We start from the raw sequence: 3265 nt of genomic DNA, 5'->3' as shown, positions 1-3265 counted from the left end.
GCACTAAAGAAATTTAATAAAATAAAAGTTTAAACCACTTCAATTTAAATTTTGGACAATACTATTTAGCTCAGGAATATTTTGCACAAAGTAATTTAATTCTTCATCTGTAAGTTGAGGTACATTTACAACGGTTGAATTATTATGTAATAATTGTTTGTCGAAATAATTAAATTTTAGAATTTCCAAAGCATAACTTCTACAAGAAATAATTAATTTTATTTTCTTGTTTTCTCGAAGAATAGCTATTAGCTCTCTAAATGCTTCTGCATCTCCTTCTAATAATTTTTCAAAACTGTCTATGTAAATTAGCTGATTTGTAAATTCTTTAAACTCGCTGAATATTTCTTGAACGCTTAGATCAACATTAATTTCGTGTAAGGTATTAATCAAGGAGCTTTTTAAAAATTGGTCTGCAGCAAAAGAAATAATACAGGTATCCTCAAGTGATTCTAAAATTTGTTTAGCATAGGCAGACTTTCCAGAACCAGCTTCTCCGTCAATAAAAATAAATTGATTTTGGTTTATTAAGTCTGTAACTGGGAAATCCAATAAATTTCTTTTCAATTGCACTCCAGATATATTGGATTGAATCTTATTTAAAACGTTTTTTGTTTGTTCAATTATACTCCTTAATCTTGCTTCCCTGTTTTCAAGATTAATAATTATCTTTTGAATAAAATTATTATTCCCATTTACAAAATCGCCTCCTCCAGTATTGATTGTTGAATTACTAATTATATTTTTACCTGCTCCCACAAACTAAGATATTTGATTACCGTCCCCATTTATAAAATTTCCTCCTCCTGTATTTACATTTCCAGTTATTACATTCTTACTATTGGTGATGGAGTTTTCAACTTTGGAGAATTTATGGATAGCTTCTTCCAAATATTTTATAAATTCTGGGTTATCTTCTATAGAATTATTAATAATAGCGGTAGCATTACTAATAGCTTCCATATTTTCAGGATTGTCCTGTAACGTTTTTAATGAACTTTTTGGCTCATTATTTTTATAAAATAATGATTTTAACCAAGCTAATGCTCCTTCAGAAATTTTCTCTCCACTTGTTTCAAAAGCCTTCTCTAATCCTTTTGTTGCTAACGTTGTTAAAAGACCCGTAATTGCTGCTGTTGTAACTATAGGCATATTATAATTTTATATATTGTTTACGGTAAATTTACTAAAAATAAACTCCGTGAATATCATATACCTGTTTGTGGTCATCTCAAAATTTAATTTTTTCCGTACTTTTGATTTTAGATATCTGGTTGTAAATGAATAGTTGTCATCTTCTTTTTTAAATTTTTAATTTAAACAAAAAAAGCCCTCATTTTAGCGAAGGGCTTTGTGAAGTATCTATTCTAAAGGAATCCAATCAATTACTGACCCATTACATTCAGGCGTATCCGGACAACAAATATATTCTTCGTCATATTCATCTTTAAAAACTTTGTACTGACCTACTTTAAAAATGTTGTTACAATGGATGCATACAATTTCACTATTCAATTGTGGTATATTTCTATAAGGATAATTGTCACGAAGATACTTTTCTTTGTCTTTGATTACTACTTCTTCCATAAGTCTATTAGTTAACTGCTAATATACCAAAATGTGACATTTTTTTTTAAACACTTGAATAAATTTAATAGTGCTATCCTATTTACTGACCTAACCGACAGATATCTTGAAGAATTCAAGTCGAAGTTGCTTAGTAGCTTAAAGCCAAATTCTGCTTCTTCTTATTTCAATATTCTGAAACATTCTATTCATGAAGCTTATAGAAGAGGGTTAATAAAAGATAATCCCGCTGAAAGGGTAAAATGTATTAAAGAGGTAGATACAAATAGAGAATATCTCACAAAAGAGGAAGTCGACAGTCTAATTGCTACTGAATGCAGATATGATGTTCTTAAGCGAGCATTTTTATTTTCTTGCCTGACTGGATTACGTTGGAGCGATATACACAATCTAAAGTGGAAAGATGTAAGGTGTGATGGGGGCATTTACCTGTACGGTAAGTTTTAGTAGGCTTCTTAAACCCATATGCATCGTTTTGTAGCTGATATAGTCTCTCAGTCTGTATTTTTTCAGCAAGCATATAAGTTTGCTTATTCATCTGTTTTTTTGCTGGATTACCTTTTTCGTTCTCAAGATAGAGTTTGAGATTTTCCTGCCATTGCTTTTGATGAGCATAGAGGTCTAAATAAAGCGCATATCGTCCTTCTTTCAATTTTCTTTTGCGAATTGTAACGGTCATTTTTATTAAGTTTTATTGAGTTTAACAGGATAAATTTAAAATCAATAAATGCTCAATACAACTTTTGGATTAATATCCATACAATCGGAAACAATCGGAAAATAATAACTCACGGGAGCCGTGAGTTTATAAATGGTTTCACTATATAATGTTTCTTATTGCTTTCTATTGTTGACTTGATTTACTTTCCGATACAAAAAGTAATTAACATTGATTATCAATACTTTACGACTTTGGGGTACAAATAAGGTACATTACTGCATTAAAAAACCCCTTTTGGGGCTAAAATAGTGTTTTAGGTTTGAGGACTTCCAATACGGGAAGTAAGAAACTTTCCGCCTAACATTTCAACTTCACATTGCACGTTCAATTTCGTGGTATGGTATGTTTTCAGCTTTCTGTATTTGTTCCATTATTCGCAAATACCTTTTGGTTGGTTTCCCTGCATACGTTTTTTTGAAATTCTTTTTATACAGTTCGCTGTAAAGGTTATCACTTTTGAAGTAAGCCCCTAATGTTTTATCCAGTTGCCTGTACTTCTTACTTTGGGTTTGTGTTTCGTACATACAACCGTTGNCGCCTAACATTTCAACTTCACATTGCACGTTCAATTTCGTGGTATGGTATGTTTTCAGCTTTCTGTATTTGTTCCATTATTCGCAAATACCTTTTGGTTGGTTTCCCTGCATACGTTTTTTTGAAATTCTTTTTATACAGTTCGCTGTAAAGGTTATCACTTTTGAAGTAAGCCCCTAATGTTTTATCCAGTTGCCTGTACTTCTTACTTTGGGTTTGTGTTTCGTACATACAACCGTTGAACGCTTCACGGTGTAAAAAGTAACCGCCTATTGAATACAGTTTACGGCAACGCTTCTTTGTTTGTGGGCAAATGAAATACCATATTTCACCCTTGTTCAGGTTTGAAGGGGTTGAGGTCAAATATACTTTATAGTTTCGGGGTTCGTCCCTGTATTTGTAATCCAGTTCAATGTATGGTTG

At 31.6% G+C, this 3265-nt stretch carries 7 protein-coding genes; 1 reads left to right on the top strand and 6 read right to left on the bottom strand.

Annotation, left to right across the window (positions count from 1 at the left end; translation table 11 throughout):
- Positions 1-39 precede the first annotated feature (39 nt).
- The 3 genes from CHU92_RS00585 to CHU92_RS00575 all read right to left on the bottom strand — a co-directional run bounded on the left by CHU92_RS00585 (position 40) and on the right by CHU92_RS00575 (position 1587).
- Entirely contained in the window at positions 40-759 is a 720-nt protein-coding gene (locus tag CHU92_RS00585) for an nSTAND3 domain-containing NTPase (protein WP_094411554.1), read from the bottom strand.
- Positions 760-762: 3 nt separating this feature from the next.
- Positions 763-1152, bottom strand: a complete 390-nt coding sequence (locus CHU92_RS00580) for a hypothetical protein (RefSeq protein WP_094411552.1) — start codon at positions 1150-1152, stop codon at positions 763-765.
- Between the two features lie 210 nt (positions 1153-1362).
- Positions 1363-1587 (bottom strand): hypothetical protein, encoded by a 225-nt coding sequence (locus CHU92_RS00575; RefSeq protein WP_094411550.1) that lies wholly within the window; start codon positions 1585-1587, stop codon positions 1363-1365.
- Positions 1588-1620: 33 nt separating this feature from the next.
- Here CHU92_RS00575 and CHU92_RS16210 point away from each other — a divergent pair, with 33 nt between their 5' ends.
- Entirely contained in the window at positions 1621-2034 is a 414-nt protein-coding gene (locus tag CHU92_RS16210; protein WP_394335723.1) for a tyrosine-type recombinase/integrase, read from the top strand.
- Here CHU92_RS16210 and CHU92_RS00570 read toward each other — a convergent pair.
- The 3 genes from CHU92_RS00570 to CHU92_RS15680 all read right to left on the bottom strand — a co-directional run.
- Positions 1919-2266, bottom strand: coding sequence for an Arm DNA-binding domain-containing protein (locus tag CHU92_RS00570; protein WP_094411548.1), 348 nt, complete (start codon positions 2264-2266; stop codon positions 1919-1921). The two genes, CHU92_RS16210 and CHU92_RS00570, sit on opposite strands and share 116 nt — an antisense overlap.
- A gap of 353 nt (positions 2267-2619) precedes the next feature.
- Complete coding sequence (locus CHU92_RS00565; RefSeq protein WP_094411546.1) at positions 2620-2832, bottom strand: hypothetical protein; 213 nt, start codon at positions 2830-2832, stop codon at positions 2620-2622.
- A gap of 28 nt (positions 2833-2860) precedes the next feature.
- Positions 2861-3265, bottom strand: a 405-nt coding sequence (locus CHU92_RS15680; RefSeq protein WP_094411544.1) for a hypothetical protein, incomplete at its 5' end; no start/stop codon positions are given.

Source organism: Flavobacterium cyanobacteriorum, from assembly GCF_002251835.1.
GTDB lineage: Bacteria > Bacteroidota > Bacteroidia > Flavobacteriales > Flavobacteriaceae > Flavobacterium > Flavobacterium cyanobacteriorum.
This window is presented reverse-complemented; position numbering and strand designations above follow the sequence as displayed.

What these genes read in the sequence shown, in the direction of transcription:
- CHU92_RS00580 (WP_094411552.1), bottom strand. Translation starts at nt 1,152, where the DNA reads ATGCCTATAGTTACAACAGCAGCAATTACGGGTCTTTTAACAACGTTA.
- CHU92_RS00575 (WP_094411550.1), bottom strand. Translation starts at nt 1,587, where the DNA reads ATGGAAGAAGTAGTAATCAAAGACAAAGAAAAGTATCTTCGTGACAAT.
- CHU92_RS00570 (WP_094411548.1), bottom strand. Translation starts at nt 2,266, where the DNA reads ATGACCGTTACAATTCGCAAAAGAAAATTGAAAGAAGGACGATATGCG.
- CHU92_RS00565 (WP_094411546.1), bottom strand. Translation starts at nt 2,832, where the DNA reads ATGTACGAAACACAAACCCAAAGTAAGAAGTACAGGCAACTGGATAAA.